Raw genomic sequence first — 25,556 nt, 5'->3', positions numbered from 1 at the left:
GATGGAAGAGATCCTCATGACCGACCGACTCACCCCCGAACTCGCGTCGAAATTCGCGTCGCTCGCGCTCGCGCACCTGACTCGCGAATATCCGAACAAGCTCACGCATGCGCTCGAAGGGCCGCACGACGTGCAGGGCCCGCGCGCGCTGCACCCGATCTTCTACGGCAGCTACGACTGGCACTCGTGCGTGCACGGCTACTGGCTCGTGCTGCGCGTGCTCGAACGCTACCCGGCATTGCCGGAGGCCGAGCGCATCGTCGCGATCGTCGACGCGCACTTTACCGACGCGAACGTCGCCGGCGAACGCGCGTATCTCGCGCTGCCGCACAACGCGGGCTTCGAGCGGCCGTATGGCTGGGCGTGGCTGCTCGCGCTCGCCGCGCAACTCGAGCGGCTTGCGCTGAAGGGCGCGCTGCCGCAGGCCGCGCGCTGGGCGAAGACGATGGCGCCGCTGGCCGACCTGTTCGTGTCGCGCTTCGAGACTTTCCTGCCAAAGGCCACCTATCCTCTGCGTGTCGGCACGCACTTCAACACCGCGTTCGCGCTGGCACTTGCGCTCGATTTCGCCCGCGACACGCAGCGCGACGGGCTCGCGGCGCTGATCGTCGATACCGCGAAGCGCTGGCACCTGAACGACGTCGCGTGCCAGGCGTGGGAGCCGTCGGGTGATGAATTCCTGTCGCCCGCGCTGATGGAAGCCGAACTGATGCGACGCGTGTTGCCGGCCGCCGAATTCGACGGCTGGTTCGCGCGCTTCCTGCCCGATCTCGCGCGCGGCGAGCCGGCGACGCTGTTCGAGCCGGCGACCGTCAGCGACCGCAGCGACGGCAAGATCGCGCACCTCGACGGGCTGAACCTGAGCCGTGCGTGGTGCCAGCGGTCGCTGGCCGGCGCGCTGCCGCAAGGCGACGCGCGGCGCGCGAAGCTGCTCGACGCGGCCGACCGGCATCTCGCGAGCGCGCTCGCGCACGTGGCCGGCGACTACATGGGCGAGCACTGGCTCGCCACGTTCGCGTTGCTCGCGCTGGACGCGTAGCGCGCCACGGGCGTTCGTGGGGCGCGCTTGCCTTTGCGTCGCATGCAACACCGCTTTCCATGTCAGGGCCGACGCGCGGCGGCGACGACTCGCTACACTGCCGTACCGGTTGGACGGGCCCCGGCATCAGGCCCCCGAGCAAGGAGACAAAAGAGGATGGACACCCCACGCGCAGCGGTCGTCACGTACCGCGGCAATGCGATCGAGAACACGCACGTCGCCCATGTGGCGGTCGTCGATGCACGCGGCCGGCTGCTGGCCCGGTTCGGCGATCCGTTCCGGATGACGCTCGCGCGGTCGGCGGCCAAGCCGGCCCAGGCGCTGTCGGTGATCGAGACGGGCGCGCCGGAGCGCTTCGGCTTCGACGACGCGGACATCGCGCTGATGTGTGCATCGCACAGCAGCGAGGACCGTCACATCGAACGCACGCGCGCGATGCTCGCGAAGGTCGCCGCGCACGAAGCGGATCTGCGCTGCGGCGGCCATCCGCCGTTGTCCGACGCGGTGTACCGTTCATGGATCAAGCGCGACTACACGCCGACCGGCGTATGCAGCAACTGTTCGGGCAAGCATGTCGGGATGCTGGCCGGCGCGCAGGCGATCGGCGCGGCGATCGCCGATTACCATCTGCCCGACCATCCGATGCAGGTGCGCGTGAAGCAGGTGGTGGCCGATGCGTGCGGCCTGCGCGACGATCAAGTCGTCTGGGGCATCGACGGCTGCAACCTCCCGACGCCGGCGTTCCCGCTGGATCGGCTGGCGCGCCTGTACGCGTCGCTGGCCGACGGCGCGGATGCGGTGGAAGCGGGCGGTGCCCAGGTGACGGACCGGATCCGCGCACTGGCGCGCATTCATCGCGCGATGACCGCCCATCCGGAACTGGTGGCGGGTGAAGGGCGCTATTGCACGGTACTGATGAACGCGTTCGGCGGGCAGGTGGTCGGCAAGCTCGGCGCGGATGCGTGCTACGGGGTCGGCGTGCGCGCGTCGGAACGCACGCGGCAACTCGGCGCGGATGGCGCGCTCGGGATCTCGGTGAAGATCGAGGACGGCAATCTCGACGTGCTGTACATGGTCGTCAGCGAAATCCTCGAGCGGCTGCAGATCGGCACGGCCGAGCAGCGTGCGCAACTGGCCGGCTTCCACCGCCCGCCGATGCTCAACACGCAGGGCGTCGAGTTCGGGCATGCGACGTTCCCGTTCGAAGTGCAGGCGGCCTGAACGCGGTTACCGCGCCGATGCCGCCGGCCCGTGACCCGGGCATGCGCATCGGCGCGCGCTACGCGCGTGCGCCGCGAATCCTCGCGAGTTCGCGCGCCGACAGCTCGCCGATCTGCGCGAGGTGTTCCACCAGAAAGTCCTTCAGCACGCGCAGCTTCGCCGAGCTGCGCCGGTTCGCCAGATACGCGATGTAGATGTATTCGCCGGTCAGCCGGTTCTGCAGCCGGTGGCGCGGCAGCACGGGTTCGAGCTCGCCGCTCGCGAGCAGGTCACGCACGAGCCAGATTTCGAATTCCGCGATGCCGAGCCCCGCGCAGGTCGCTTCCAGCAGCAGTTCAGAATGGTCGGTGACGAGATTGCCGGCCGGCAGCACGCTGTGCCGCGCATCGCCGCTCACGAGCTCCCAGCGCGGATCGCCTTCGGGGTGCACGTAGCGCAGGCAGTTGTGGTGCTTCAGGTCGTCCGGCGTCGCCGGGCGCCCGCAGCGGTCGAGGTAGCCGGGCGTCGCGCACAGGATGCTGTCGTTGCGCGACAGCCGGTGGACGACCAGGTTGTCCAGGTAGTTCTCGCCTTCGTGGATGTCGAGATCGAAGCCGCCGGCCACGAGGTCGTTGTGGTTGTCGGTCAGCCGCACGTCGAGCTGGATCGTCGGATAGCGCGCCAGAAACGGCGCGATCAGCGGCGCGAGATGACGGCGGCCGAACGCGACGGGCGCGGTGAGCTTCAGCGGGCCGCTCGGCTGCGCATTCAGCTCGGCGACGACACGCAGCGTGTCGTCGAGATCGGCGATCAGCGTGACCGCGCGTTCCAGGTAGATATGGCCGGCTTCGGTGAGCGTCACGCTGTGCGTCGAGCGGTGCAGCAGCGCGACGCCGAGTGCCTCCTCGATCGCCGTGACCTTGCGCGCGACGGTGGACGTCGACACGTGCATCTCCTTCGCCACCGCCGAAAAACTCCCCGTTTCGACCACGCGCACGAACGCGCGCATCGCGCCGAGGTGATCGATGCCGGTTTCTCTCGCACCTTTTTTCATTCGATTCTCGCTGTTGCGTCCCACGCAAAACCGCTTTCGATAATACAGAAGCGAGCTTGTTTTTGCAAAGGCATAGAATGCGAACCCGTCGCGTCGGGAAGCGGCGGCCGGCGAGCGGCACGAGACATTTCAGGAGGGCACGATGGCAGAAAGCGGCTTCCGCGTCGAAGCGGATCTTTTAGGGAAGCGAAGCATTCCGGCTACCGCGTATTACGGCGTCCATACGCTGCGCGCGAAAGAGAATTTCGACATTTCGGGCCGCACCATCGCGTCGCTGCCGTACCTCGTGATGGCGCTCGCGGCCGTGAAGGAAGCGGCGGCCGACGCCAATTGCGAACTCGGTCTGCTGCCGCGGCCGTACCGCGACGCGATCGCCGCGGCGTGCGTCGAGATCCGCGAAGGGCGGCTGCACGACCAGTTCGTCGTCGACGTCATCCAGGGCGGTGCCGGCACGTCGACCAACATGAACGCGAACGAGGTGATCTGCAACCGCGCGCTCGAAATCATGGGGTACGCACGCGGGCAGTACGAATATCTGCATCCGAACGAGCACGTCAATCTCGCGCAGAGCACCAACGACGTCTATCCGACCGCGATCCGGATCGCGACGTGCTTCGCGGTCGAGCACCTGCTCGAGGCGATGGCGCGGCTGCGCGATGCCTTCGCGGAGCGCGCCGACGCGTTCGCCGGCTTGCTGAAGCTCGGCCGTACGCAGTTGCAGGACGCGGTGCCGATGACGCTCGGCCAGGAATTCTCGACCTACGCGGTGATGCTGACGGAAGACATCGCGCGGCTGCAGGAGGCCGGCTGGCTGATTCGCGAGATCAACCTCGGCGCGACCGCGATCGGCACGGGCATCACCGCGCATCCGGAGTACGCGGAGAAGGCGCTGGCCGCGCTGCGCCGCATCACCGGGCTCGACCTGAGCACCGCGCCGAACCTGATCGAGGCGACGCAGGATTGCGGCGCGTTCGTCCAGGTGTCGGGCGTGCTCAAGCGGATCGCCGTCAAGCTGTCGAAGATCTGCAACGACCTGCGGCTGCTGTCGAGCGGCCCGCGCGCGGGCTTCGGCGAGATCAACCTGCCGCCCGTGCAGGCCGGCTCGTCGATCATGCCCGGCAAGGTGAATCCGGTGATCCCGGAGGTCGTCAACCAGGTGGCGTTCGAGGTGTTCGGCAACGACGTGACCATCACGTTCGCGGCTGAGGCCGGCCAGCTTCAGCTCAACGCGTTCGAACCGGTGATCGCGAGCGCGCTGTTCCGCAGCTTCAGCCATCTGACGGCCGCCTGCACGACGCTCGCGCAGCGATGCGTGAGCGGCATCACCGCGAACCCCGAGCGGCTGCGCGAAACGATGGAGCGCTCGGTCGCGCTCGCCACCGCGCTGAATCCGTACATCGGCTACAAGCGCGCGACCGCCGTGGCCGCCGAAGCGCACGCGACCGGCAAGTCGATCCGCGAGGTCGTGCTGGCGCGCGAACTGATGACCGAGGCGCAACTCGACGAAGCGCTGCAGCCCGAAGCGCTGATCCGGCCGCGCGTGTTCTGACGCCGGCCGGGTCGCGGCCCAACCGAAAGCGCCCCCGCAGCGGGGCGAAACACATCGACAAACAACGGAGACTCACGATGAAACACCCCACCGAGCGCCCGGCCGGTCCGGCCGGCGGCGCGGATGCCGCGCATGCCGATCCCGATGCGATGTTCGCGTCGCACGAAGCCGGTTATGCGAAGCAGTTGAAGCCGCGGCACGTGCAGATGATCGCGATGGGCGGTGCGATCGGCACCGGCCTCTTTCTCGGCGCGGGCGGCCGCCTGCAAAGCGCGGGGCCGGCGCTCGCGCTCGTGTATCTCGTGTGCGGCGTGTTCGCGTTCCTGATCATGCGCGCGCTCGGCGAGCTCGTGATGCACCGGCCGACCAGCGGCAGCTTCGTGTCGTACGCACGGGAGTTCATGGGCGAGCGCGCATCGTTCGTCGCGGGCTGGATGTACTACCTGAACTGGGCGACGACCGGCATCGTCGACATCACCGCGGTCGCGATCTACATGAAGTACTGGGCCGTGTTCACCGACGTGCCGCAATGGGTGTTCGCGCTCGGCGCGCTCGGGATCGTGTCGGTGATGAACATGATCGGCGTGAAGGTGTTCGGCGAGATGGAGTTCTGGTTCTCGCTCGTGAAGGTGGGCACGCTCGCGGTGTTTCTCGCGGTCGGCGCCGTGTTTCTCGCGAGCGGCCATCCGGTGGCGGGACAGATGACGGGGCTGCATCTCGTCGCGGATCACGGCGGGATCTTCCCGCACGGGATCCTGCCGGCGGTGCTGATCGTGCAGGGCGTCGTGTTCGCGTACGCGAGCATCGAGCTCGTCGGCGTCGCGGCGGGCGAGACCGCCGACGCGCGCAAGGTGCTGCCGAAGGCGATCAACAGCGTGATGTGGCGCATCGCGCTGTTCTATGTCGGCTCGGTCGTGCTGTTGACGCTGCTGCTGCCGTGGACGGCGTACAGCGCGCACGAAAGCCCGTTCGTCACGTTCTTCAGCAAGCTGGGCGTGCCTTACGTCGGCACCGTGATGAACGTCGTGGTGCTGACGGCCGCGCTGTCGAGCCTGAATTCCGGCCTTTATTCGACGGGACGCGTGCTGCGCTCGCTCGCGATGGGCGGCTCGGCGCCGCGCTTCGTGTCGCGGATGAACGCCCGCGGCGTGCCGTACGGCGGCATCCTGATCACGGTCGCGATCAATGCGATCGGCGTGCCGCTGAACTACATCGTGCCGGCCCAGGCGTTCGAGATCGTGCTGAACATGGCGTCGCTCGGGATCATCACGACGTGGGGCTTCATCGTGATGTGCCAGATCCTGTTCCGCCGCGCGGTCGATCGCGGCGAGATGAAGGCCGTGTCGTTCCGGATGCCCGGCGCGCCGTTCACGTCGTGGCTCACGCTCGCGTTTCTCGTCGGCGTGCTGGTGCTGATGGCGTTCGACTATCCGGGCGGCACGTGGACCATCGCGACGATTCCCGTCGTCGTGCTCGCGCTGGTGATCGGCTGGAAGCTCGCCAAACGTGGCGCCGAGCGCGAGCGGGCGGCGGCGGTGCCCGCATCCGTGCGTGGCGTGGCGGATCCTGCAAGGAACGCGTGACGGGATGCAACCGGGGGCGCCGGTTCGTTCGCGGGCCGGCGCCCCGGGCCGTTCCATTCAAATTCAGTTCAACCCCGCGCGTTCACCGACCCATCGGCCGAAATCGGCCGCCATCTCCGCGGTCAGCTCGTGGCCGGCTGCATACAGCCGCGTGTCGTGCGCGACGCCGAGCGCCGCCAGTGTCGCATCGGCCTTGTCCGCCCACGCGACGGGCAGCTTGTCGTCGAAACGGCCATGCACGATCAGCGCATGAAGCGGGTGAAGCGCAGCGCGCGGCGCGATCAACGGATCGATTTCAGGCAGGATGCGCCCGCACAGCACGGCGAACGCGCTCACGTCGCCCGGCGACGTGAGGCCGACGCTCGCGCTCATGATGCCGCCCTGGCTGAAGCCGGCGATCACGGTCGGCAACGCGGGGGCAGCGCCATCCCGCGCGCGGAGCGCATGCAGCAGCGTGATCAGTTGCACGCGGCTCTCGTCCGCACGCGCCGCATCGATTTCAGGGCCGTTCGGGCCGAAACGCACCGGAAACCATGCATGCTGATTGGGCCCGAACGTGAGCGGGCCGCGCAGGAACGCGATTTCGATGCGCGGATCGATCGTGTCGGCCACGTTCAACAGGTTGGTCTCGTTTCCGCCGACGCCGTGCAGCAGCAACAGGCGGGCGGCCGGGCGGCCAGTGGCCGGACGCAGCCGGTATTGAAGGCCGGATTCGGGCTCGGTGGTCAGCGGCAGGACGTCGGTCATTGCGTGGGTCCGAAAGGGGAACGATGCAACAGTCTAGAGCGGGCGGACAGGGAGGGGAATCGCCGGGGCGGGATTGATTGTTTCGTGACCGGAACGAATCGGGGCCCGGTACGTTGCAGGAACGGATCGCGACGTCACGCGATCGGGCATGGGCCGGCGGCCCGGCAATCCGTTCACACCAGGCCGATCGGACGACTCGTCATTCTCACGTTCAATTGATAAAATAGATACATTCTGTAGATACGTGAGGGCGAACATGGATACTGCAAAGCTCTTCAAGCATGGCGGTTCGCAGGCCGTCCGGCTGCCGAAGGAATTTCGCTTCGATACGGCCGAGGTCCGCATCCGCCGCCACGGGGCGTCCGTCGTTCTCGAGCCGGTGCCGCAGGACTGGGCCTGGCTGACACCGCTGATCGGCCCGGTCGACGCCGATTTCGAGGCTGCCGCGACCACGCAGCCGTCCGCTCAGGAGCGCTCGGGCCTGGATGTGTTCGAATGAAGTTCCTGCTCGATACCAACGCGGTGATCGCCATTCTCAAGGGCGAGCCGGCGATGCTGGCCCGCCTGCATGCGTGGCAGCCGGCCGATTTCGGCATCCCGGCGAGCGTCGCGCACGAGCTTTACTACGGCGCGTACAAGAGCCAGCGAGCGGCGGCGAACGCCGCGCGTGTCGACGCGCTGCAGTTCGAGGTCGTGCCGTTCGACACCGAGGATGCGCAGCATGCGGGCGAAATTCGTGCGCATCTGATCGCGGCCGGCACGCCGATCGGCCCTTACGATGCATTGATCGCAGGGCAGGCGCGTGCGCGGCACCAGGTGCTCGTCACGCACAACGTCCGCGAATTCGAGCGCGTTCCGCGGCTGCAATGCGAAGACTGGCTCGCCGAGCCGAACGAAGGCTGAACAGTCGATCATGCGGTGGACACACTGACGAACCAGCCCGGCGAATACTGCAACGATTATAAAAATACCAAAACAAACCGGCTCGCCGATAATACGCAAACGTTTTGCCGGCATTCAATAAAACGGATTTTGCGGAGCCGGCATAAAACAATAAATATCCGCTATTTCGACGATTCCTCGATCGTCGCTTCCGCACCGGTAAGGCGGTGCGAAGTTAACGGCAAATCCGCAAAAGACTTTAGGCTTTTCCCCGCACAATTATTCATTCCATTTTCCTCAATGACCGAATGATTTTCGGTCATCGGACCGTCATACGCCATCCCCGATAATTCGGCGCTCACACTCTTTCAACAGACCAAAGGGCGATCGCACCCGGATCGCCACGGGGAGCTGTACTCATGACCATCCGTCATCGCATCACGCTGCTAGTCGTCCTGACGTTCTTCGCGCTGTCCGCGATCGGCGTCTATGCCGTGTACCAGACGCGCAAGAGCGCGTCCGAAGTGCGTCAGGTCACCCAGGGAATCGTGCCAAGCGCGCTCGCGTCGGCCGATCTCGTCGCCGAGGTGAAGAACATCCAGATCGCGGCGATGACGCTCGTCTACGCGCCCGACGCGAACACCGCCGCGCAGGCGCGCGACGAATTGAAGGCGAAGCAGGCCGCACTGCGCGCCGCACTCGACGCGCAGGCGAAATCGGCGGTCGGCCGCGCGCAGGAAGGGCTCGTCACGCAGGCGAAGGACAGCGCCGCCAACTATTTCGCGGCGATCGACGACACCGTGAAGATGAAGACGGACGGCAAGGCCGAGATGGCGCAGGCCTACCTGTTCGCGAACGTCGCGCAGTATCGCGACGAACTCGAAAGCATCGTCGACACGCTGCGCGTCGAGAAGAACCGCCAGAAGGACGACGCGATCGGCGCGCTGAACGGGATGCTCGCGACCACGGCCACCGCGATCGCGGGCGTCGCCGGCACGGTGATCGTGCTGCTGACCGCGCTCGGCTTCGTGCTGTATCGCCAGATCACGCGCCCGCTGATCGGGATGCAGACGGCGATGAGCGAGATCGCGACGAGCCAGGATTTCACACGCCGCGTGCCGGTGGGCCGGATGGACGAAATCGGCCATTCGATCGTCGCGTTCAACGGGATGATCGAGAAGATCCAGGAGAACGCCGCGCAACTGAAGCAGAAGACGGCCGACATCCAGGCGATGCTGCAGAACATGCAGCAGGGCATCCTGACCGTCGTCGAAGGCGGCGTCGTCCACGCGGAATATTCGGCGTACCTCGAAACCATCTTCGAGACGAACGACATCGCCGGCCGCGACCTGATGGCGCTCGTGTTCGACGATTCGGCGATCGGCGCCGACGCGCGTTCGCAGGTCGACGCGGCCGTGCACGCGTGCCTCGGCGAGGACAGCATGAACTTCGAATTCAACGAGCACCTGCTCGTCAACGAAGTCGCGAAGCGAATGCCGGACGGCCGCGAGAAGTGGCTCGACCTGAGCTGGTCGGCGATCACCGACGAAACCGACACCGTGGTGCGCCTGATGCTGTGCGTGCGCGACGTGACCGAGATCCGCGCGCTGACCGCGCAGGCCGGCGAGCAGCAGCGCCGCCTCGAGATGATCGGCGAGATTCTGTCGATCAGCCAGGACAAGTTCCACGACTTCGTGCACAGCGCGAAGGGCTTCCTCAGCGAGAACGAGCGGATGATCCGCCAGCACGAGCGCGCCGATCACTCGATCGTCGCGGCGCTGTTCCGCAACATGCACACGATCAAGGGCAATGCGCGCACGTACAGCCTGCAGCACCTGACGAACATCGTCCACGAAGCGGAGCAGGCGTACGAATCGCTGCGCCGCGCGGACAGCGGCCCCGAGTGGAATCGCGACGCGCTGATGGAGGATCTGGCGCGCGTACGCGAAGCCGTCGACCACTACGCGACGATCAACGCGGTCACGCTCGGCCGCAGCGGCGAGCCGGCGCAGAATGGCGCCGATTTCCTGATGGTCGAGCGTGCGCACATCAGCGAGAGCCTGCGTGTGCTCGACGGCGCCGATCCGGCCAACGCATCCGACTGGCGGGCGGCGCGCGATGCCGTGCGCCGCATGCTGAGCCAGCTCGGCACGCAAGGGATCGGCGACGCGCTCGGCGGCGTGATCGAATCGCTGCCGTCGCTCGCGGCCGAGCTCGGCAAGCCGGCGCCCGTCGTGCATATCGACAGCCACGGCCAGCGCGTGCGCAGCGAGATCGTCGCGACGCTGAAGAACGTCTTCATGCACCTGCTGCGCAATGCGATCGACCACGGGATCGAATCGTCCGACGCGCGGCGCGCGGCCGGCAAGCCGGCGTCCGGCACGATCGACATCGCGGTCGGCGTGGGCGGCGGCGAACTGTGGTTCGTGCTCGGCGACGACGGCCGCGGCCTCGCGCTCGACCGGATTCGCGGCATCGCGCGCGAGCGTGGCTGGATCGATGCCGCGAGCGAAGCGGCGTTGTCCGACGAGGATGTCGCCGAGCTGATCTTCCGGCCGGGCTTCTCGACCGCGCAAGCGGTGACCGAAGTATCGGGGCGCGGCGTCGGCATGGACGCGGTGCGCAATTTCCTGAAGCGCGACGGCGGCGATATCGCGCTGCGCTTCACCGACGATCGCGTCGGGGCGCCGTATCGCGCGTTCGAGACGATCGTGTCGCTGCCGGCGCGCTTCGCGGCCGACGGTGCCACTCACGGCGCAGGGCACGCGCAGCCGGCGCGCCTCGCGGATATCGGCGCGGCGGAGTGACGGCGTGATCGTGCAGGCGTGGATGATTCAGATGGCCGCCGCGCTCGCGGGCGGCGTGGTCGTCGCGGTGGCGGCGGCGATCGTGTGTCGTGTGATGCGCCAACGGCTCGTCGCGTCGATGGAGCGCGACGCGCATGCGTTGCGCGGTGCGCTTCACGCGGCCGAGGCCCGGGCGGAAGAGACGGCGTCGGCGCATGCGCAAGCGGCCGACGCATGGGCGCAACGCGAGGCGCAACTGGAAGAGGCGCTGGCGCGGGAGGTGTCCGAGAGCGCCGCGCAGCGCGACGCGTTGCAGGCACTGTCGGCCGACCGCGCGGCGCTCGCGCAGCATGCGATGAAGATCGCCGACGAAGCCGCGCGCCTGCGCGGGCTCGCCGGGACGTTCGAGCGCTGGCACGAGCAGATGATCTCGCTGACCACGCAGAACCAGGACATGCGCGCGAAGAACCTGGAGCTGTCGGCGATCGTCGCGCACGTGTCGATCGTGTCGCTGAACGCGTCGATCGAGGCGGCGCGTGCCGGCACGGCCGGGCGCGGCTTCTCGATCGTCGCGAGCGAGGTGCGCGGGCTGGCCGCGCGCTCGCAGGAACTGTCGAACAGCTATCGCGACAGCCTGAACCGCAACGATCTCGTGACGGCCGCGACGTTCCAGGACATTCAGGCCGGCGGCAAGATGATCACGGCCGCGCTCGCGACGGTCGAGACGCTGGCCGGGCAACTGCACGCGCGGATCGAAGGAGCGGCCCCGTGATCAGCGCGCAGGCGAGGGCCGGTTTCGAGCGGATCTTTTTCGATGCCGCGCGCACGCGGCTCGCGGCCGGCGGCGCGTGCGACATCCGGCCGGCCGCCGGGCACGCACACGACGCGCCCGATCGCATGCACGCGAAGCCGCGCTCGAAGCCGACGGTAGCCGAACATGTGGTCGTGCTGACGATCTCGGCGCTGCATTTTCGCCTGCTGCTTGCGCTGCGCTTCAGCGACGACGACGCGACGCGCCGCCATTTCGCCGGCGCGACGGCGGGCGCGAGCAGCCAGCGGCCGCTGACCGACGCGTTCATGGAAGTCGCGAACCTGTGTTGCGGCGCGATCAACCAGGCGCTGACCGCGCCGTTTCCCGATCTCGGAATGTCGACGCCTTACCTGCTGAGCGGCGCGAGCATCGACGCCATGCACGCGCTCTCGCCCGATTACGTGGCCGCGTACGACCTGACGCTCGACGGCGACGTACGCGTCGGCGCGACGCTGTGCGTATGCGCGAACGCGCCGGTCGATTTCCATGTGCCGGAAACGGCCACGGTGGAGAGCGGCGGCGAGCTCGAACTGTTCTGACCGACCATCAGGAATCCATCCGATGACCGAAGACCAACCCGTCAGCAAGGTACTCGTGCTCGACGACAGCCGCGTGCATGCCGACGCGATCAAGCGTTTCTGCGACGAGCACAATCTGGTCGGCCTGACCGTGCGGCGCAGCCGGCTCTTGAAGGTGCTGCGCTCGAACATCGATCTCGGCGCGATCCTGCTGGCCGAGGACTACGGCGGCTCGCCGGCCGAGAGCGCGATCATCGCGACGCAGATCGACGCGCTGCGGCCCGAGCTGCCGATCATCCTGCGCCGCGAATCGCTCGCGTCGCGCGACGGGCTGCCCGATGCGCTCGCGCGTGTCGCGTGCGCGGCCTATGTCGCCGACGACATGACGCCGCTCGCGCGCGCGATCGACGAATACCTGTTCGGCCGCGACTACCCGAACGCGCTCGTGCGCGGCATCTCGGAGATCACCGAGGCGCGCATCGACAGCCTGTTTCCGGGCATGACGATCGAGCACGACACGCCGTGCATCGTGCGCGACCAGATCATCTTCGGCGAAGTGTTCAGCCTGATCGCGCTCGAAAGCGCGTGGTGCCGCGGCTACATGCTGCTGCAGACGAGCGAGCAGCCGCTGCTCGACATGCTCGGCGGCACGCGCGACAGCGGCCGCGCGCCGGATTTCCGCGACGTGAACAGCGTGCTCGGTGAACTGACCAACCTCGTGTGGGGCGCGTTCAAGAACCGCTATCTCGGCGACGCCGAGGCGCTGGCGCGCCATCCGGTGCAGGTGCCGCTCGTCGTCAATCACAAGCAGAAGTTCATCTCGTTCGGCGGCGACTGTCCGCAGCTGTGTTTCAAGTACCGGATGACCGATCCGGCTTCGGGGCGCTCGGTCCGTCTCGACCAGCGTTTCGTGTTCAGCCTGAGCTGGTCGCCGGAGGATTTCCGCGAATCGGTGCAAGACGTCGGGCCGATGGTCGAAGCGGGCGAACTCGAACTGTTTTGAATGTTGAAGTCGGCAACGACGAAAGGGGAATACGACATGGCAAAGATTCTGGTGGTCGACGATTCGGGCACGGTGCGCGACGAAGTGGCCGGCTTCCTGCGCAATCACGGGCTCGACGTCGCGACAGCCGTCGACGGCAAGGACGGGCTCGCGAAGCTCAAGGCGACGCCCGGCGTGCGCCTCGTGATCAGCGACGTGAACATGCCGAACATGGACGGCCTGACGATGGTCGAGAAGATTCGCGGCGAACTGGCGAACACGGCGGTCAACGTCGTGATGCTGACGACCGAAAGCAGCCCGGCGATGAAGGCGCGCGGCAAGGCCGCCGGCGTGAAGGGCTGGATCGTGAAGCCGTTCAAGGGCGATGCGGTGCTCGACGCGCTGAAGAAGCTCGCGGGCTGACGCGCCAGCGGGCCGTCGAACGGTTGCGCGCGCAATTTACAGCGCGCCGCGATGTCCGTATCCTGCCGGATGCCGAGGGCGGCGTGGCGGCGCATCGTGCGCCGCACGCCCGGCATTGACGAACATCAGGAACGGGACGAAACCGATGGCATCCGAATACGTGCGACCCGCTGTGCGGCACACGGAGACGCTGATCGCGAAGGGCGTCGTTTTTACCGTCGTGGGCACGTGCGTGCTGATCGGCGTCACGTTGCATGCGCAGTCGACGCGCGAATTCCTGCGAACGTCGGTCGTCGTGCCGGGGCGCGTGGTCAAGCTGAACGCGGGCCAGCATCATCCGGAGATCGCGTTCACGACGCTCGCGGGCGAGCAGGTCGAATATGCGCAGGGCGGCGAGGTCAGCGTGCAGGACGGCGCGACGGTCGAGGTGCGCTATGCGCCGGACGCGCCGAGGATGACGGCGCGGCTCAATACGTTCGGCGCGATCTGGGGCGGCGTGCTGACCATCGGCGCGATGGGCGCGGTCTTTTTCGCCGTCGGCGTCGGTCAGTTGTGGTCTGGCGTGCGCGCGTGGCGCAGCGGGCGTAACCGGGTGCGCCCGCCCGCCGCGCACTGAAACACTTCACAGGACATTCCGGCATGACAACTCGCTTGATGCCGTGGCTCGTCGCGATCGGCGCCGCGTTCGCGGGCTGCGCCGCGCACGCGGCGGGCACCGCGCATTCGCTCGATCAGGTGCCCGGGAAATTCGATTCGCCCGACGCCCGCGCCGCGTATGCGCGCGACATGAGCGGCGCGCCGGAAGTGGACGGTTTCGGCGTGCACTTGCCGCCCGGGTTCACGAACGAGGGGCTGGTGGCGCAGCTTGCGCCGGGCCAGCCGCTTGCGCGTGTCGTGCTGGCCGGCGCGAAACCGTGGCCGCAGCGTCCCGGCGCGTTCGTCGCGATCGTTTGCGTGGCGCCGACCGACGAGTCGGCGCGCGAGGCGCTGCGATTCCGTGCACCCACCGATTGCGAGGGCTTCGACCGCCACGCCGAGGCCGATGATCAGAAGGAACTGGTCTGGCTGGGCGTGTTCGAGCGCGGCCCGGACGGCGTGCCGCGCCTCGTCGCGCGAACCCAACAGCCGCTCGACCAGGCCACCGACTGGAGCAACACGAATCTCGACAGTCCCGACTACCTCGAGGAGGCGAAGCCGCCGGGTGATCGCGTGCTACGTCCCGAGCGGTGGTCGCGGTTCGATCTCGCGCCGTATGCGCTGCGGGCGGGCGATGCCGCGTTCGGGGTGCGGGCGGGCTGGTCGATCGGTTATTCCGGCGGCGGTGCGTCGTTCGAGGCGTTGTACCTGTTCCGGATCGACGGCAAGACGCTGCGCGTCGTGTTCGCGCAGCCGATGATGTTCTACCGGGATATCGCAGGCGATTGGCATCGCAACGGCACGCGCGATCACGACATCACCGAAGGCAGCAATACGCTGAGCGTGCTGTCGACGTCGACGGACGGCTTCCGCGACCTGCAGTTGCGCGAGCGCGGCGGCAAATGGCGCCGGACGTTTCGCTGGTCCGCGGCGGACGGCGCGTATCAGCCGCGCTGACGCACCGGCCCTGGCGGTCCGCTACCGGGCCACGACCGGGCCCGCCGCCGCCGTCGCGAATTCGTCGACGACGGCTTCGATCACCGCCCGTACATGCGGTCTTGTAGAGATCGGCACGGGCGACGAGCCACACGGTGAAATGATTGCATCGCCGCTCCATCAGGCGCACCAGTTCAGGCTCGGCGTCGGCGCGGAAGCACGGCGCGCAACGGCGCCGTTGACGGGCGAGCGGCATCGCACGTCGCGCGGTGGCGGACGGGCCGGCGTGCATGCGCATGCGGCGGCGCGGCTGGACGTCGTGCCGAATGTGGAGGACCATTTCCCCGACATGCCGCGAGCGGGCGGGCGCGATGGCCGCTCGTTCGCATCGCCCCTCAACCCTGCCGAACCCCGTCGAGCGGAACACCATGGAACCCATTCACGAGACAGCCGGGCCGATCCTGCTGCGCGACACGCGCGACGGCGTCGTCACGCTGCGCCTGAATCGCCCGCAGCAGTTCAACGCGTTGTCCGAAGCGATGCTTTCGGCCCTGCACGATGCGTTCGATACGCTTGCCGCCGATCCGCACGTGCGCTGCGTCGTGCTGGCCGCCGAAGGCAAGGCGTTCTGCGCCGGCCACGACTTGCGGCAGATGCGCGGCAAGCCCGAACTCGGCTATTACCGCACGCTGTTCGCGCAGTGCAGCCGCGTGATGCTCGCGATGCGCGCATTGCCGGTGCCCGTGATCGCGCGCGTGCACGGCATCGCGACGGCGGCCGGCTGCCAGCTCGTCGCCGCGTGCGATCTCGCGATCGCGGCCGATACCGCGCGCTTCGCGGTGTCGGGCATCAACGTCGGGCTGTTCTGCTCGACGCCGGCCGTCGCGTTGAGCCGCAACGTCGCGGCCAAGCGCGCGTTCGACATGCTGGTGACCGGGCGCTTCGTCGATGCGGCGACGGCCGCCGCGTGGGGGCTCGTCAACGAAGCCGTGCCCGAGGACGCGCTCGATGCGGCCGTCGCGCGCAAGGTCGCGGAGATCGTCGCGAAGAGCCCGGCCGCGGTGCGATATGGCAAGCAGATGTTCTATCGTCAGCGCGAGTTGCCGCTCGACGAAGCGTATGCGTACGCGGGCGACGTGATGGCGCGCAACATGATGGAAGAGGATGCGGGCGAGGGCATCGACGCGTTTCTCGAGAAGCGCAAGCCGACGTGGCGTTCGTGATGCGTTGACGGAAGCCGGCAGCGAGCGCGTCGTCGTGCAACGCACAACGACGGGCCGCGTCGTTGCCGGTGCGCGTGGGCGGTTCGCCGCAAAGCAGCCGGGTCGCCCGAGGCGGCCACGCCAGCACGTGGCACGGCAGGTGGCGGCGACGCGGTTACGCATCGCAGCACCGCAGCACCGCCGGCCCGTCAGCGTCCGTAGCTGCCGGTCCGTAGCGCCGGCTGCACGCTCGTCGCCCCGGGCGGCACGATCACGACGGGCACGCGGCGCGCGAGCGCGCACATCAGCTCGTAGCCGATCGTGCCGCTAGCTTGCGCGACATCGTCCACCTTCACCTGGTCGCCCCACAGCTCGACGCTCGAGCCGATGCCCGCGTTCGGGCACGGCGTCAGGTCGACGGTCAGCATGTCCATCGATACGCGGCCGACGACGCGCGTCATCACGCCGTCCACCGCGATCGGCGTGCCGGTCGGAGCATGGCGCGGATAGCCGTCCGCGTAGCCGCACGCGACGACGCCGATCCGCATCGCCCGATCGGCCGTGAAGCGGCGGCCGTAGCCGACGGTTTCCTCCGGCGCCAGCGTCTGCACGCCGATGATCCGGCTCGTCAGCGTCATCGCGGCCGTCAACGGCGTGTCGGCGATATGCCGCGAGGCGCCCGTCGGCGAAGCGCCGTACAGGATCGTGCCGGGGCGCACCCAGTCTCGGTGCGCGCGCGGGTGCCACAGCACGGCCGCCGAATTCGACACCGAGCGCTCGCCCGGAATCCCGGTCGTGGTCGCGTCGAACTGGTCGAGCTGCCAGTCGACTTCGCCTTCGTCGGCGTTCGCGAAATGCATCATCAGCGTGATCTTGCCGATCGACGGCGCGCTCGCCGCGCGTTCCCACGCGGCGCGGAACGCGGCCGGCCGATAGCCGAGCCGGTTCATGCCGGAATTCATCTTGAGCTGGATGTCGATCGGCTGCTGCGGCTTCGCGGCGATCAGCAGGTCGAGCTGTTCGTCGCAGTGCACGGCGACCGTCAGCCGATGGCGATCGGCCAGCTCGACGTCGGCGGGCTCGAAGATCCCTTCGAGCAGCAGCACGGGCTTGTCCCAGCCGAGCTCGCGCACGCGCACGGCTTCGTCCAGATCGAGCAGCGCGATGCCGTCGGCGGCCGCGAGGCCCGGGTAGATCCGCTCGATGCCGTGGCCATACGCGTTGGCCTTGATCACGGCCCACACGCGCGATTGCGCGGCGGTGCGGCGGATGAAGTCGAGGTTGTGGCGGACGGCGTCGGGGCGGATATGGGCGACGATGGGACGGGGCATGGCAAGGGCTCGGGTCGGATGTCGTTCGGCGCACGGGGCGTGGAGTGAAACGGCAGGCCGGCGCGATCGCGCGCCCAGCCAGTGTCGAGCGCTATCTTATTGGTGTTCGACCAGTTTTAATTAACGTATTTATCGACGATTTGGTGGAAAGTTGGGTGCCGCGACAGGACGGGGCAGGCGCCGCCCGCCGCGGCCTGCGCGGCCGAGTCTGCCGTCTAGAAAACCGGTGCGCGAACGGCACGGTGCAATGCTAAGCTCTCGGCGATCTTGTCATTGACCAATGTAATCATAACGGAGGAGACTTGGATGACGACGTCCCAGCTGTGCCTGTTCATCGTGGCGCTGTTGCCGTTCCCGATGACGTTTCTCGCCAAGGCCCGCAAGGGTTACGACAACCGTACGCCGCGCGATTACCTCGCGAAGCTCGAAGGCTGGCGCGCCCGCGCGCAGGCCGCGCATCAGAATTCATGGGAAGCGCTCGCGCTGTTCGCGGTCGCGCTGGTCGTGGCGTGGCACAACGGCGCGAACGCGCATCGCGTCGACCAGCTCGCGATCGCGTTCGTCGCGATCCGCATCGTGTATGCGCTGATGTACCTGTTGAACTGGGCGTCGCTGCGTTCGCTCGTGTGGTTCGGCGGGATGGCGTGCGTCGTCGCGCTGTTCTTCGCGACGCCGTAAGCGGCCGGTCATACGCAAACGCGCTGCCGGCGTTGCATGCGGCCCGTCAGGCCCCGCCCGCGCCCCGTGCGTGACTGTCGTTGGATGCGGGCGCAACGATCTTCGAGACGAACGGCGGCGCGTCCGCTTCGCTGCGCAGGAATGCGATCAACGGATCGAGCAGCCGGTGCCGCGTCGCCGGGTGGCGGCGCAGCACGAAGCGCCACGACGCGTCGCGCGCGAGGCCCGGCACCAGCGGCACCAGGCGCCCGCTGCGCAGCTCGGGCTCGATCAGCGGCACGCGGCCGAGCGCGATGCCCGCGCCGCCGACGGCCGCGCCGATCACCTGGCTGAAACTGCTGTAACGGACGATCTTCGTCTCGAAGTCGTCCGGCAAGCCGAACTGCACGGCCCAGTTGCGCCAGTCGATCTCGGGGCTGTCCTCGTGCATTTCCTGCAGCAGCCGCGAGCGGCATACGTGCCCAGACGCGTACGGAAACAGCTCGGGGCTGCAGACCGGAAACACGGTTTCCCGCATCAGCACGTCGTCGTCGGCCCGCAGCCGGTGCGCCGGTACGTGCACGATCGCCAGATCGACACCGCTGCGCGCGAAATCCGGCTCGTCGTCGAGCACGACCGCGTGCAGCGGGGTGTCGGGATGAAGCGACGAGAATTCCGCCAGCCGGCGCGCGAGCCACATCGACGAAAACGGCGCGTTGGCGGACACGGTGAGCCGTTGCGCGGCACCGCGAATCTCGCTGCACGCGTCGGTGAGACGCGACAGCGCATCGCTGACGGCCGGCAGCAGGCGTGCACCGGCCGGCGTGAGACCGATGCCGCCGAGCCCCGTGCTGCGTTCGAGCAGCCGCGCGCCGAGCGATTCCTCGAGCGAACGGATCTGGTGGCTGACCGCGCTGGTCGACACGTTCAGCTCGACCGCCGCGCGCGCGAACCCGCCGAGGCGGACGGCCGCCTCGAAAGCACGCAGTGCGCTGAGGGGAGGAAGGTGCGACATGCGGGGTATTGTAGTTGACTCAACACCCGTTGAAAAATCATCTTTTGCCGCGCGCGGGCGGCGCGGGTAGCCTCGATCCGGTCAACCAGAACGCAACCAAACACCGACCGGAGGGCTTCATGTATTTCGACCGACGACTATGGGCGATGATGGCGGGACTGCGCTGGCGGGTGGCGGCGGCCGTCGCGCTCGGGCTGCTCGCGATGGGTGTCGGCATCCTCCGCTTCGTGTTTCTCGGCCGCGTGCTGGCGCTGGTGTTTTCCGGCGCGCCGGCGCGCGGCATCGGCGAAGCCGTCGTTGCAACGGCGGCCTGCGTGCTGCTGCGCGCATGGCTCGATCATCGCCGCACGGTGCTCGCGCAGCATACGGCGGGCCGCGTGCAGGCGACGCTGCGCGCGCGGCTGTTCGACCGGATCGCCGCGCTCGGCCCCGCCTGGTTCAGCGGCGAACGCACGGGCGGCGTGATGCTCGCCGTCGTCGATGGCGTCGAGCAGTTGCAGACCTTCTTCGGCGTCTACCTGCCGCAGCTCGTGATCGCCGCGTGCGCGCCGCTCATGATCTTCGCGGTGCTCGCGTGGTGGGACGTGCCGACGGCCGCGATCCTGCTCGTCGCGGCGCTCGTCACGCTCGCGCTGCCGCAGCTCGTGCATCGCGCCGACAAACGCGCGGCGCTCGCCCGTTCGGCCGCGTTCAAGGCGTTCGGCGAGGAATTTCTCGACGCGGTGCAGGGCCTGCCGACGCTGAAGGCGTTCGGGCAGAGCACCGCGTTCGGCGCGAAGCTGGCCGCGAAGGCGCGCGCGTTGTCGGACAGCACGTTCTGGGTGCTCGCGCTCGGCCTGCTGACACGGTTCTTCACGGATCTCGGCACCGGCCTCGGCGCGGCCGCGGCGATCGCGGTGGGCGCATGGCGCGTGCGGCACGGCGACATGAGCCTCGAAGCGCTGCTGATCGTGCTGATGGCCGGCAGCGAGATCTTCCGCCCGTTGCGCGACCTGCGCGCGGTGCTGCATCAGGGGATGATCGGCCAGTCGGCGGCGAATGCGATCCACGCGCTGCTCGACGCGGGCGGCGCCGCGCCTCGCGTCGATGCGAAGCGCGTAGCGGGCCTGCGGCCGGAGATCGCGTTCGACGACGTCAGTTTCGCGTATCCGGGGCGCCGCGCGGAGGCCCATGCGGCGCTGAGTTTCTCGGTACGCGCGGGCGAGACGGTTGCGATCGTCGGGCCGAGCGGAGCCGGCAAGTCGACCATCGTGCGCCTGCTGCTGCGGCAGCACGATGCGCAGGGCGGCGCGGTCCGGATCGGCGGCCACGACGTGCGCACGCTCGATGTCGACCAGGTGCGCGAGATGATCGCGGTCGTCGCGCAGGATGCGACGCTGTTCGACGGCAGCGTCGCCGACAACCTGCGGCTTGGCCGCCCCGACGCGAGCGACGCGGAGATGATCGCCGCCGCGCGCGCCGCCAACGCGCACGATTTCATCTCGTCGCTGCCCGACGGCTACGCGACGCGCATCGGCGAACGCGGGCTCATGCTGTCCGGCGGTCAGCGCCAGCGCATCGCGATTGCCCGCGCGCTGCTGCGCGATGCGCCGATCCTGCTGCTCGACGAGGCGCTGTCGTCCGTCGATGCGGAAAACGAGGCGCTGATCCAGCAGGCGCTGGACCGGCTCACGCGCGGGCGCACGACGCTGGTGCTCGCGCACCGGCTGTCCAGCGTGATCGGCGCCGATCGCATCCTGGTGCTCGACCAGGGGCAGGTCGTCGACGAAGGCACGCACGCGGCGCTGATCGCACGCGACGGCCCGTATCGCCGCCTGATGGGGCCGCAACTGGAAGCGGTCGCCGAATCCGTCGGCGCGGCGACCCCGGCCGGCGCGACCGCGCGCGGGTCGTCGGGCCCGCAGGTGCGGCCGCTGAACGACGACGCGGCGACGATCGGCTGGCCGGAAACGTTGCGGACGCTGCTGCGCTTCGTGCGTCCATGGAAGGGCAAGGTGGTGCTCACCGTGCTGTTCGGGATCGGCCGCGTGCTCGCCTTCATCGGCGTCGGCGTGCTCGGCGCGCGGGTGGTCGGCGCGGTGCCGACCGGTCATGTCGGCACCGGGCTGGTTGCCGCGCTGCTCGTGATCGCGCCGGTCGCGGCCGTGCTGCACTGGCTCGAATCGTGGCTCGCGCACGACATGGCGTACCGGCTGCTCGCGGAAATGCGCATCGCATTATTCGCGACGCTCGAGCGGCTCGCGCCGGCCGGGCTGCTGCGTCGCCGTTCCGGCGATCTCGTGTCGCTCGCGACGCAGGACGTCGAGACCGTCGAATATTTCTACGCGCATACGCTCGCGCCCGCGTTCGTCGCGGTGCTCGTGCCGGCCGGCGTGCTGGTGCTGCTCGCGTCGGTCGCATGGCCGCTCGCGCTCGTGCTGCTGCCGTTCCTGCTGTGGGCCGGGCTCGCGCCCGTGCTGGCCCGCCGCGACGTCGACCGGCTCGGCACCGGCGCGCGCGAAGCGCTCGGCCGGCTCGGCGCGCACCTGACCGAAACGATCCAGGGGCTCGCGGAACTGACCGCGTTCCAGGCGATCGCACGCCGGCGCGCGGCGTTCGTGGCCGAGGCCGATGCGTATCGTCGGCAGCGCGCGAAGCTGCTCGACGATCTGTCGACGCAAAGCGCCGCGCTCGAAGTCGCGAGCGGGCTCGGCGGGCTGGCGGTCGCCGCGCTCGGCGCGTGGTTGTGCGCACGCGGCTGGTTCCCGCACGAGTCGTTGCCGCTGCTGGTGCTCGTCGCGGTGGCCGCGTTCATGCCGGTGGCCGAAATCGGTCAGGTCGCGCGCCAGCTTGCCGACACGATCGCGTCGACGCGCCGCTTGCGCGCGCTGGAGAAGGAGCCCGTGACGGTGACGGACGGCGCGCATGCGATGCCCGGGAATCCGGCGGTACGGTTCGACGCGGTGTCGTTCACGTATCCGGGCCGCGGCGTGCCCGCGATCGACCGCGTGAGCTTCGAGGTGCCGCCCGGCAGCACGGTCGCGCTGGTCGGTGCATCGGGTGCGGGCAAGTCGACCGTCGCGAGCCTGCTGCTGCGCTTCTGGGATCCGCAGCAGGGCCGCGTCACGCTCGGCGGCGTCGACCTGCGCGACCTGCGGCTCGACGATCTGCGGCAGCACATCGCGCTCGTCGCGCAGGATACCTATCTGTTCAACGACACGCTGGACGCGAACATCCGGCTCGCCGCGAACGATGCGTCCGACGCGGACGTGCGGCGCGCGATCGACCACGCGGCGCTCGGCGATTTCGTCGCGCGGTTGCCGGACGGGCTCGCGACGCGCGTCGGCGAGCGCGGCGTGCAGTTGTCGGGCGGCCAGCGCCAGCGTGTGGCGATCGCGCGGGCGTTCCTGAAGGATGCGCCGGTGCTGATCCTCGACGAGGCGACGTCGCACCTGGACACGATCAGCGAGCAGCAGATCCGCGCGGCGCTGGAGGATCTGATGACGCAGCGCACGTCGATCATCATCGCGCACCGGCTGTCCACTGTGCGCCATGCCGACCTGATCCTCGTGATGGAGCAGGGCGCCGTGATCGAGGCTGGCCGCCATACGGAGCTGATGGCGCGGCAGGGCGCGTATGCGCGGCTCGTGTCGCATCAGGCGAGCGGGGTCGCGGCGTGACGGGGCAGCGAGCGCGGCTGCATCCGGTGTTGTCCGTACTCAGGTATTGACAACATATGTTGTGTGATTGTCTAATTCGTCATCGCGTGTTGCGCGATCGTGACGACGTGCGTCCCCGCATCGTTTGACGGGGCGCGCCGACCCGGCGCACGCTACATGTCACCGGAGTGGACTCTTTTGCACGACATGCCGCTTTCCCTTTCGCCCGTCATCGCCGGCACGCCGTTCGACATCGGCATGCGCCTCGGCGAGCTTGCCCGGCCGGAATTCGACGCGTACTTGCGGCGGAGCCGCGCATGGCAGGCCGTGCGCCGCTGGCGCGGCCATCCGTTCGTCGCCGACGCGATCGACGAAGCCGCGCTGCTGCGCGTGCTCGGCGATCGTGCACCAGAAGGGCTGACGAACTACCGCGACGGTCCGGCCGATCCCGACGACGAGAACCCGCTCGCGACCGCGGTGTTCGATATTGACGACACCGCGATCGGTTTCACCGTCCATCAACACGGCACGCAGCGCTTCGCGACGCGCATCGTGCCGTCCGCGCACGCGCCCGGCGCGTCCTGATCCTTGAGGTTACGCATGACGACCGTTTTCCATCGCGCTCCGCGCGCCACCTTGCCCGTCGCCGTCGCCGGGGACGGCATCGAGATCGTCGATTCGACCGGCAAGCGCTATATCGATGCGTGCGGCGGCGCGGCCGTATCGTGTCTCGGCCACAACGACCCGCGCGTGATCGACGCGATCAAGCGGCAGGCGCAGCAATTGCCGTACGCGCATACGTCGTTCTTCACGACGGAAGTGGCCGAGGAACTGGCCGACCGGCTCGTCGACGGCGCGCCGGCTGGGCTCGACCACGTGTATTTCGTGTCGGGCGGCTCGGAGGCGATCGAGGCCGCGCTGAAGCTGGCGCGCCAGTACTTCGTCGAGAAGGGCGAGCCGCGGCGCCGTCATTTCATCGCCCGGCGCCAGAGCTATCACGGCAACACGCTCGGCGCACTCGCGATCGGCGGCAACGCATGGCGGCGCGAGCCGTTCCTGCCGCTGCTGATCGACGCGCATCACGTGAGCCCGTGCTATGCGTACCGCGATCAGCAGGCCGGTGAAACGGAGGAAGCGTACGCGCAGCGCCTCGCGGACGAGCTCGAACGGAAGGTCGTCGAGCTCGGCGCGGAAAACGTCGCGGCGTTCGTCGCGGAAACGGTGGTCGGCGCGACGGCCGGCGCGGTGCCGCCGGTGCGTACCTACCTGAAAAAGATTCGCGCGGTGTGCGACAAGTACGGCGTGCTGCTGATCCTCGACGAGATCATGTCGGGGATGGGGCGCACGGGTTACCTGTATGCATGCGACGAAGACGGGGTCGCGCCGGATCTGCTGACGATCGCGAAAGGGCTCGGCGCGGGCTACCAGCCGATCGGTGCGACGCTGGTGAGCGATCGTATTTACCGGACGATCGTCGACGGCTCGGGCTTCTTCCAGCACGGTCACACGTACATCGGCCATGCGACCGCCTGCGCGGCCGCGCTCGAAGTGCAGCGCGTGATCGCCGAGGAGAAGCTGCTCGACAACGTGAAGGCGCGCGGCGAGCAGTTGCGTGCGTCGTTGCGCGCGCATTACGGTGCGCATCCGCATGTCGGCGACGTGCGCGGCCGCGGGCTGTTCGTCGGCGTCGAGCTCGTGCGCGATCGCGACACCAAGGCGGCGTTCGATCCTGCGTTGAAGCTGCACGCGGTGGTCAAGCGCGAGGCGATGCAGCGCGGCTTGATGGTGTATCCGATGGGCGGCACGATCGACGGCGTGCATGGCGATCACATCCTCATCGCGCCGCCGTTCGTTTGCACCGCGCAGCAGATCGATACGATCGTCGAGCGGCTGTCCGGCGCGATCGGCGCGGCGCTCGCATCGGCCGCCGCGTGAACCCCGACCCTACTGCATTCTCATCATGACAGACAGACTGCCTCCTTTCGATCCCGCGTCGGCCACCGACGAACAGAAGGCCGTGCTCGCCGATATCCTCAGCGGCCCGCGCGGCAACCTGAACGGGCCGTTCCTTGGCTGGATCGCGAGCCCCGAGCTGGCCCAGCACGCGCAGAAGCTCGGCGCGTTCTGCCGCTATCGCACGGGGCTGCCGCTGCGGCTGTCCGAGCTCGCGATTCTCGTGACGGCCGCGCGCTGGCGCTCGCAGGCCGAGTGGCACATCCATCATCCGATCGCGCTCGATGCCGGCGTGCCGGCCGCGACGGCCGACGCGATCCGGCTCGGCGTCGCGCCCGCATTCGAATCGGGCGACGACGCGCTGATCCACGCATTCGCCACCGAGCTGTACGACACGCGCCGTGTGAGCGATGCGACGTTCGCGCGGGCGCAGACCCGCTTCGGCCACGAGACCGTGGTGAACCTCGTCGCGCTGCTCGGCTATTACGCGCTCGTCGCGATGACGCTCAACACGTTCGATATGCGCGCGGACGGACAAACTGATTTGCCGTTTCCGGAATAATCGCTGCCGGCGCGTGCGGCGGCAGCATGCCGCACGCGCGTCCGGATGGCCC

At 68.5% G+C, this 25,556-nt stretch carries 23 protein-coding genes and 1 pseudogene; 19 read left to right on the top strand and 5 right to left on the bottom strand.

Features of this window, described 5'->3' with window-relative positions; translation table 11 throughout:
- The first annotated feature begins 16 nt into the window (after window positions 1-16).
- Together LGM42_RS03585 and LGM42_RS03580 are read left to right on the top strand one after the other, a co-directional pair.
- Window positions 17-1,039 carry a DUF2891 domain-containing protein gene (locus LGM42_RS03585; protein ID WP_060311739.1) on the top strand — a complete coding sequence of 341 codons (1,023 nt, stop codon included), beginning with the start codon at window positions 17-19 and terminating at the stop codon, window positions 1,037-1,039.
- 156 nt (window positions 1,040-1,195) lie between these two features.
- The gene (locus LGM42_RS03580) at window positions 1,196-2,260 is read left to right on the top strand and encodes an asparaginase (protein ID WP_226231585.1); all 1,065 of its coding nucleotides are present in this window, start codon (window positions 1,196-1,198) and stop codon (window positions 2,258-2,260) included.
- Window positions 2,261-2,318: 58 nt separating this feature from the next.
- Here LGM42_RS03580 and LGM42_RS03575 read toward each other — a convergent pair whose 3' ends face one another.
- Window positions 2,319-3,293 carry a LysR family transcriptional regulator gene (locus LGM42_RS03575; protein ID WP_059582480.1) on the bottom strand — a complete coding sequence of 325 codons (975 nt, stop codon included), beginning with the start codon at window positions 3,291-3,293 and terminating at the stop codon, window positions 2,319-2,321.
- A 142-nt stretch (window positions 3,294-3,435) separates the two neighbouring features.
- Here LGM42_RS03575 and LGM42_RS03570 point away from each other — a divergent pair, with 142 nt between their 5' ends.
- On the top strand, window positions 3,436-4,842 hold the full coding sequence (locus LGM42_RS03570; protein ID WP_060311148.1) for an aspartate ammonia-lyase: 1,407 nt from the start codon (window positions 3,436-3,438) through the stop codon (window positions 4,840-4,842).
- 77 nt (window positions 4,843-4,919) lie between these two features.
- Window positions 4,920-6,425, top strand: a complete 1,506-nt coding sequence (locus LGM42_RS03565) for an amino acid permease (RefSeq protein WP_059582475.1) — start codon at window positions 4,920-4,922, stop codon at window positions 6,423-6,425.
- A gap of 63 nt (window positions 6,426-6,488) precedes the next feature.
- Here the strand turns inward: LGM42_RS03565 and LGM42_RS03560 are convergent, their stop codons facing one another.
- Window positions 6,489-7,172, bottom strand: coding sequence for an alpha/beta hydrolase (locus LGM42_RS03560; RefSeq protein ID WP_226231584.1), 684 nt, complete (start codon window positions 7,170-7,172; stop codon window positions 6,489-6,491).
- A 256-nt stretch (window positions 7,173-7,428) separates the two neighbouring features.
- Between LGM42_RS03560 and LGM42_RS03555 the strand changes: the two genes are divergently transcribed.
- From LGM42_RS03555 to LGM42_RS03515, 9 genes are all read left to right on the top strand, one after another.
- On the top strand, window positions 7,429-7,671 hold the full coding sequence (locus tag LGM42_RS03555; protein ID WP_059639270.1) for an antitoxin: 243 nt from the start codon (window positions 7,429-7,431) through the stop codon (window positions 7,669-7,671).
- Window positions 7,668-8,075 carry a type II toxin-antitoxin system VapC family toxin gene (locus LGM42_RS03550; protein ID WP_226231583.1) on the top strand — a complete coding sequence of 136 codons (408 nt, stop codon included), beginning with the start codon at window positions 7,668-7,670 and terminating at the stop codon, window positions 8,073-8,075. The genes LGM42_RS03555 and LGM42_RS03550 overlap by 4 nt, the downstream gene beginning before the upstream one ends.
- A 398-nt stretch (window positions 8,076-8,473) precedes the next feature.
- The gene (locus LGM42_RS03545; protein WP_226231582.1) at window positions 8,474-10,861 is read left to right on the top strand and encodes an MCP four helix bundle domain-containing protein; all 2,388 of its coding nucleotides are present in this window, start codon (window positions 8,474-8,476) and stop codon (window positions 10,859-10,861) included.
- Between the two features lie 22 nt (window positions 10,862-10,883).
- A complete protein-coding gene (locus LGM42_RS03540; protein ID WP_059583079.1) occupies window positions 10,884-11,612 on the top strand; it encodes a methyl-accepting chemotaxis protein in 729 nt (242 codons plus the stop codon).
- A complete protein-coding gene (locus LGM42_RS03535) occupies window positions 11,609-12,190 on the top strand; it encodes a hypothetical protein (RefSeq protein WP_060311143.1) in 582 nt (193 codons plus the stop codon). The genes LGM42_RS03540 and LGM42_RS03535 overlap by 4 nt, the downstream gene beginning before the upstream one ends.
- Before the next feature lie 22 nt (window positions 12,191-12,212).
- On the top strand, window positions 12,213-13,172 hold the full coding sequence (locus LGM42_RS03530; RefSeq protein WP_060967658.1) for a chemotaxis protein CheX: 960 nt from the start codon (window positions 12,213-12,215) through the stop codon (window positions 13,170-13,172).
- Window positions 13,173-13,208: 36 nt separating this feature from the next.
- The gene (locus LGM42_RS03525) at window positions 13,209-13,574 is read left to right on the top strand and encodes a response regulator (RefSeq protein WP_059639893.1); all 366 of its coding nucleotides are present in this window, start codon (window positions 13,209-13,211) and stop codon (window positions 13,572-13,574) included.
- 145 nt (window positions 13,575-13,719) lie between these two features.
- Window positions 13,720-14,190, top strand: coding sequence for a DUF3592 domain-containing protein (locus LGM42_RS03520; protein ID WP_226231581.1), 471 nt, complete (start codon window positions 13,720-13,722; stop codon window positions 14,188-14,190).
- A gap of 23 nt (window positions 14,191-14,213) precedes the next feature.
- A complete protein-coding gene (locus tag LGM42_RS03515; RefSeq protein WP_226231580.1) occupies window positions 14,214-15,167 on the top strand; it encodes a hypothetical protein in 954 nt (317 codons plus the stop codon).
- Window positions 15,168-15,188: 21 nt separating this feature from the next.
- Here LGM42_RS03515 and LGM42_RS33155 read toward each other — a convergent pair.
- A pseudogene (locus LGM42_RS33155) lies at window positions 15,189-15,369 on the bottom strand (LysR family transcriptional regulator); the annotation flags it as partial.
- A gap of 205 nt (window positions 15,370-15,574) precedes the next feature.
- Between LGM42_RS33155 and LGM42_RS03510 the strand changes: the two are divergent.
- Window positions 15,575-16,369, top strand: a complete 795-nt coding sequence (locus LGM42_RS03510; protein ID WP_099317312.1) for an enoyl-CoA hydratase — start codon at window positions 15,575-15,577, stop codon at window positions 16,367-16,369.
- A gap of 188 nt (window positions 16,370-16,557) precedes the next feature.
- On the opposite strand, the gene alr is transcribed toward LGM42_RS03510, so the two are convergent.
- Window positions 16,558-17,679 (bottom strand): alanine racemase, encoded by a 1,122-nt coding sequence (alr, locus tag LGM42_RS03505; RefSeq protein WP_226231579.1) that lies wholly within the window; start codon window positions 17,677-17,679, stop codon window positions 16,558-16,560.
- A 306-nt stretch (window positions 17,680-17,985) separates the two neighbouring features.
- Here alr and LGM42_RS03500 point away from each other — a divergent pair, with 306 nt between their 5' ends.
- Window positions 17,986-18,357: an MAPEG family protein gene (locus LGM42_RS03500; protein WP_226231578.1), complete on the top strand. Its 372-nt coding sequence runs from the start codon at window positions 17,986-17,988 to the stop codon at window positions 18,355-18,357.
- Between the two features lie 46 nt (window positions 18,358-18,403).
- Here the strand turns inward: LGM42_RS03500 and LGM42_RS03495 are convergent, their stop codons facing one another.
- Window positions 18,404-19,351, bottom strand: a complete 948-nt coding sequence (locus tag LGM42_RS03495) for a LysR family transcriptional regulator (protein WP_060311136.1) — start codon at window positions 19,349-19,351, stop codon at window positions 18,404-18,406.
- A gap of 119 nt (window positions 19,352-19,470) precedes the next feature.
- Here LGM42_RS03495 and LGM42_RS03490 point away from each other — a divergent pair, with 119 nt between their 5' ends.
- From LGM42_RS03490 to LGM42_RS03475, 4 genes are all read left to right on the top strand, one after another.
- Window positions 19,471-23,010, top strand: a complete 3,540-nt coding sequence (locus tag LGM42_RS03490) for an ATP-binding cassette domain-containing protein (protein ID WP_226231577.1) — start codon at window positions 19,471-19,473, stop codon at window positions 23,008-23,010.
- A gap of 186 nt (window positions 23,011-23,196) precedes the next feature.
- Window positions 23,197-23,574, top strand: coding sequence for a hypothetical protein (locus tag LGM42_RS03485; RefSeq protein ID WP_226231576.1), 378 nt, complete (start codon window positions 23,197-23,199; stop codon window positions 23,572-23,574).
- 15 nt (window positions 23,575-23,589) lie between these two features.
- Window positions 23,590-24,924 carry an aspartate aminotransferase family protein gene (locus LGM42_RS03480; RefSeq protein ID WP_226231575.1) on the top strand — a complete coding sequence of 445 codons (1,335 nt, stop codon included), beginning with the start codon at window positions 23,590-23,592 and terminating at the stop codon, window positions 24,922-24,924.
- A gap of 25 nt (window positions 24,925-24,949) precedes the next feature.
- Complete coding sequence (locus LGM42_RS03475) at window positions 24,950-25,504, top strand: carboxymuconolactone decarboxylase family protein (protein WP_226231574.1); 555 nt, start codon at window positions 24,950-24,952, stop codon at window positions 25,502-25,504.
- Window positions 25,505-25,556 lie beyond the last annotated feature (52 nt).

It is taken from the genome of Burkholderia sp. AU39826 (genome assembly GCF_020419965.1).
Classification (GTDB): domain Bacteria; phylum Pseudomonadota; class Gammaproteobacteria; order Burkholderiales; family Burkholderiaceae; genus Burkholderia; species Burkholderia semiarida.
This window is presented reverse-complemented; position numbering and strand designations above follow the sequence as displayed.